At 39.1% G+C, this 5,092-nt stretch carries 8 protein-coding genes; all 8 read right to left on the reverse strand.

What is annotated here, in order from left to right; translation table 11 throughout:
* On the reverse strand, positions 1-430 hold a 430-nt coding region (locus tag J7J01_06895; GenBank protein MCD6210598.1), incomplete at its 3' end, for a hypothetical protein.
* The gene (locus tag J7J01_06900; GenBank protein ID MCD6210599.1) at positions 396-1,172 is read right to left on the reverse strand and encodes a hypothetical protein; all 777 of its coding nucleotides are present in this window, start codon (positions 1,170-1,172) and stop codon (positions 396-398) included. The genes J7J01_06900 and J7J01_06895, both read right to left, overlap by 35 nt.
* A 43-nt stretch (positions 1,173-1,215) precedes the next feature.
* Positions 1,216-2,094 carry a hypothetical protein gene (locus J7J01_06905; protein MCD6210600.1) on the reverse strand — a complete coding sequence of 293 codons (879 nt, stop codon included), beginning with the start codon at positions 2,092-2,094 and terminating at the stop codon, positions 1,216-1,218.
* A gap of 81 nt (positions 2,095-2,175) precedes the next feature.
* Positions 2,176-2,457: a hypothetical protein gene (locus J7J01_06910; GenBank protein MCD6210601.1), complete on the reverse strand. Its 282-nt coding sequence runs from the start codon at positions 2,455-2,457 to the stop codon at positions 2,176-2,178.
* Between the two features lie 111 nt (positions 2,458-2,568).
* Positions 2,569-2,712: a hypothetical protein gene (locus J7J01_06915; protein ID MCD6210602.1), complete on the reverse strand. Its 144-nt coding sequence runs from the start codon at positions 2,710-2,712 to the stop codon at positions 2,569-2,571.
* Between the two features lie 105 nt (positions 2,713-2,817).
* Entirely contained in the window at positions 2,818-3,621 is an 804-nt protein-coding gene (locus J7J01_06920) for a metallophosphoesterase (GenBank protein ID MCD6210603.1), read from the reverse strand.
* Positions 3,614-4,087 (reverse strand): archease, encoded by a 474-nt coding sequence (locus J7J01_06925; protein ID MCD6210604.1) that lies wholly within the window; start codon positions 4,085-4,087, stop codon positions 3,614-3,616. Before J7J01_06925 ends, J7J01_06920 begins: the two co-directional genes overlap by 8 nt.
* 109 nt (positions 4,088-4,196) lie before the next feature.
* On the reverse strand, positions 4,197-4,694 hold the full coding sequence (tsaA, locus tag J7J01_06930) for a tRNA (N6-threonylcarbamoyladenosine(37)-N6)-methyltransferase TrmO (protein ID MCD6210605.1): 498 nt from the start codon (positions 4,692-4,694) through the stop codon (positions 4,197-4,199).
* Positions 4,695-5,092 lie beyond the last annotated feature (398 nt).

Here is a 5,092-nt window from a genome sequence, read left to right on the forward strand (position 1 = left end):
CAATGAAATTTTGAATTCCATCTGGAGAAATGTTATATCTTCTATATCCAACTCTCATCTTTCCAACATACATTGACGATCTGAAACAGTAAGTAACAAAGTACTTAGAGCCACTTTCAACTTTATAGCACTTAAAATTTTTGAAAAAGACATCGTGATTAAAAGCAAAAGCCAGATAAAAGGATAATTCATCAAGATTCTTTTGAGATCCTTTTATGGCACTATTGCAATCTTCTACATCATTAACTTCTACCTCTGCAATGCAGGTCTTATAATGCTTTCCTTCATTTTTAGCCTTATTAAACATATCTCTATGATTTTCAGTAGGTTTCAACGTAATATTTTTATATTTTAGCCCGTTCTGATCCCAAAATTCAATACTGTATCCATCCGCTTCAACCACGAATTTGGGCATGTTTCCACCATTCACTGTTTTTCCATTTAGAACTTATGATTTTACTTAAGAATAGCAAAGTATGTTGAGTTAAAATAAGTGCATACAATGCCTGTTCTTTATTTGGTTTTGGCCCATAATGGGTAGATTCAAAGGAGCATAAGTAGCCATGAATTTTACCGATAATATCTTTTTCTATATCCCTTAAGATGCCATCCTTTTTAAGCTTTGTAATAAAATCCCTAAACCCATTGCCAAACCCGTTAAAGTTAGCAAGCGCTTCTAAAGCTATTCTACATTTTGGTATCACATTTTCAAATTCTCCTTTAGAGTACTCATTATAGGCATCTTCTAAACGGTTAATAACATCTGGTGGAAGTAACTTTTCTAATGCTGAAATCTCTGCTTTCTGAATGAGAGTGTCAGTTTTTGGAATTGTTAGGATCGCCTGACAATGCCACTCATCATCATTTATAATATCAATCCCGCATGGTTCCATGAAGAATCGTATTTTTTCTATATCATCCTGAGACAGCCTACTTATATATTCTGAAAATATAATATTCAGAAACTCTAACAACTTATCTAAAGCTTTTGTGTCGTTAAGATTCTCTAAAACGCTCGATATTTGTTCGTGTTTATAAAAACCCGATGCATAGCTTCGAGGTAACTCCAATTTATCTAATATTGTCCTAAGGTCATACCCCCTAAGTTTTTCGCGTAATAAGTCTGCCAAATACGCAATTGCTTTTCTGCTTAGCATCCTCCCCGTTGTCATCAATTATCCCCCTTTAGCAGTTGTATCGCATTTAAAAAAGTTTTTATATCTCCTTTCTTTTATAGATTTCCATTCCTAAAGAACTTAAAATACCCTCTTCTATCTCTAACTCAGCATTAGGATTTTTGAAGAACACCATCCTGGGGCTTTTAATAATCAAAGTGTTTATAGAAATAGAATCTCCTTCAAAAATGGCTGCTACTCCTGACAAGCATGAATAAATAAAGTTTCCTTCCCCATTCTTCTTATAAAACAGACCGTCGTAAGGAGGATGTCCATATCCCATTAATTTACCACTTTTACTACGAATCTGTTGAAGTGTATCTTTTTCCGGATATAAAACACCTTTAAACTCACTTTCCCCAACACCAGGAGTGTAATCAAAAATAATAACGTGCGGAATATTTTGGCAATATTGTTTCTTCTCTATTATTGACTCCTTTATTTTGCTATGTATAGTAGATATATCATCAATTTTATAAGGCAGTCCTGGAGATGTAGGATCGTATTCAACATTTCCTTTTAGCGTTTCCATTTTATCTTCTATTCTTTTAACCTCAATTGTGATCGTCTTTCCAAGTATTTCAATTTCAAAGTCAGGTGAAGAGTTTTTAGGCACTATGATTTTTAATTTATCCACTTTATCAATTAAAAATGAAGCAACTTTTAACTCTGACATAATATTGAAAAACTCTGCGGGATTTTTTGATTTTTTAACTAAATGCGTGACATTTGGAATGGAATCTAATTTTTCTAACCAGCCATTCAATAAATCAAGATAACTCCTCTTTCTGATGATGAGATTTATTAATGGATGGTCTTTTTCCAGAAAAAAAGTGACAAACCGCCCGTAATATTTCTCTATATATGGGTATTTCTGCAAAATCTTTTCAATAACTTCCTTATTTTCTTCTATTCTCATCTGCCCACAGCTCCTTTTTAATTTTTAGGATACTGCTTCACCCAATACATCGATAGATTGTGTGTCAGTTGTCAGTGTCATCTATTGCTGCCTGTATGGTCTCAAAGTCTTCACCTGTATTGATGTTAGGGACGGGTTTAGTTGATGCTGGAACTTCAGAGCCAAGTTTGATGAGCCAGACATCTTCATCGCTAGCACCGTAAGAGCATGTGTAGCCAGCGATGATGTATCCGGCATCAGAGGTCTGCTGGACTGAGTTGCCTTCATCAAAGTTTGAACCGCCAAGTGTCCTGTCCCATTCCTCTTCAGATGCTGGGTTTGGACCTGAGGTATTAACAACGCGAGCTCTTCTAATTCTCTCATGGACATGTGAATGAAAATTCCTCCCTTCTTCCTTCTTTTATCTGCAGCGGATGATCAAATGGTAAAAGATGATGATGCGTTGTGTTTTCATGATAAAAAGGCGTCACTGCCTCATCCCCCGCCGCATGAACCGATCCCCCTTCTCCCACATGCCATCTTGCAGACGCCACCGCCAACACTAACACCCGCGAAAACACCAAGTAGCACAAATGCCACGCAGATTCCAAACACAAGATATTTTTTATTCCCCCTCACCTCTATTCCCCCTCTCCTCGTGGAAGTATTACTGATTTTTTATGACAGGTGTAATACACAAAAACACAAAAGCTTTTTGATTAAAATAAAATGGATGATGCACCCTCATAGCGATAATGAAACGTCTTTCCAGCTCCTTAGCTCTGGGAATGCCATGATACCCACATCCTCATCCACTGTATATACCTCCATCTTATCTATCACAACCTCTGGACTTCTCAGTATCGGTGACAAGAAATCCTCTTTCGATGCGAGATTCACTGGCGTACCACCTGCTAAAGGCGAGAAGGCTGGCATTACTATCATCCGCCTCGCACCTGGTCCCAATCTACCAATAAGGAAACATGGTAACCGCACACGTGCCCCAACACTGTCTCCCAGAACGATTATCGGGTGTTCATGCGCAATCACAATTGTCCGCTCGCTACTCTCGCTCAATATCCGTGCGAAATCGCGGTTATGCCCATGAATAAAGAGCGTATCATGGTATGAGAGCGCATTTACAACCTTTATACGTGAGCCGAAACGCTTGAGAGGTCCCAAAAATGTGTCATGATTACCTCTCACCAGTATTATCTCCTTGACATAATTGAGAGCGAACTGTATGAATATTGGCACCTCTTTCCATTCCTGCCGGCTGGATTCCGAGAATACATGCTTCAAATCGCCATTTATTATCAATTTAGCAGGTTCATAGCCACAGCTTGCAATCGCCGCTTCTAACTTCTGTTCTACATCCTTCAACTGCCCTGAAGGCAATGCTATCCCGCTATTCTCCATCAGTGCCTCCTCATAGCCAAGATGCAGGTCAGCAATGCATAAAGCATCCCCAGCTGGGAAATATAATGCTGGTATGCCTTTTATTATCTCTATCTCACGGTCTATCTTCATGCTATATAGGTTATACATCAAGAACAACCCTTGCGTGCCAGAGTTCGTTCTTCTTTATCTCCATCATGTTATAAGTGACCGCTTTTATTATTATGCCTGATTCGTGCCTGTAAGGGTCGAATTTGCCACCACGACATCTGCCACTTATACTTATACCTGTACCAGTACTATCCCCTGATACGTCTACTTTCAAATCGAACTCCTTAAAGACCAGAGATTCCGACTCAAAGAGGAAGAGCAACTCATCCAGCCAATCGAACATCAAGCTATAGAGGTCTTCTGATTTGATCTCTATTGTTCGCTCTTCAGTCTCTTCTATCTCTTCTATATCGGTCATAAAGCCATAGCAAGCAATAGCAGCATTGGCAAATAGCTCTTCCAGCGTCGTTCCATACACCTCAAACCCGACGTCCGAAGGATGTTCAATATATCTTATCCTCTGCTTATACTTATACTTATACTTATCCTTCTCCCTGTCCTCCATCTCTTTATTAAATATTTTATTTTGTACTTGGTAAATTTTTGTTATAACCAACCTGGTGCCACACGCGTAAGTCTCCTCTTATACTCATCTGTCAAGCATCTCTTCAACCCTATTCAGGTCTATGCCTGCCTGATTCACCCTTAGTCATGTCTAAACGAGGATTACCGAGCCATCCACTTTTTGCATCAGGTCTATTGTCAAACTGTGGCACGAAGGGTTTTATATCGAGGAGTGGTGTTCCGTTTATGATGTCCACCTCGCTGATTTCCAGTTTGTTCGCTCTCAAACTCTCCAGCCTCACAACCGACAAGCCGATGGGATTGGGTCGTTTGAAATGCCTCATTGCAAATATTCCATGCTGTTCTTCTTCTAAAAACGGTATTGAGACCAGCGAATAACCATCGGCGAGATGAAAATGGTAAATGAGGATGATATGCGAGAAGCCTTCGAGGTCTTTGAGTCCATCGGCATATTCTGGAAATACCTCTACCTCACCCTTTGCGTCTCTCGCGAACACACCCTGTATTGGAGCTTCTACTTTATCACGGAAAGCTGTGTGTATTATTCCTATTGGTCTGTATATCACCTTATCCATGTCCCCTATCATTTTACTTTCTCACCTTTTTAGTTTTTAGTTTTTTACTGACTAAACAGACTACTTATTACTATTACTTATACTTTTCGTTTGGGTTTGGGCTTGGGTTTGGAATGATGTAAAATCTAAAACCGTGTTTCACAAAGACCGCTTTTCCTTCACCTCACCACATGAACCGAAGTAGCTTTATAGTCCCCAACAAAACTAAATCCACAATGGGATAAACTTTTCGATCCACGACTTAGCAAATGATAAGCTCTCTGCAAGTTTGTTTATAGAATGTCCTTTCGATTATTTTTCCTCAGAGCTTCTAACATTTTCCACGAAAACAATCGAGATGACCCTTTTTTATGCTCTTCCATATAAACTCGACATGCGTGCTGAAGTTATCGAGTACCACGATAATCGCT

It is taken from the genome of Methanophagales archaeon, from assembly GCA_021159465.1.
Taxonomy (GTDB): domain Archaea; phylum Halobacteriota; class Syntropharchaeia; order Alkanophagales; family Methanospirareceae; genus G60ANME1.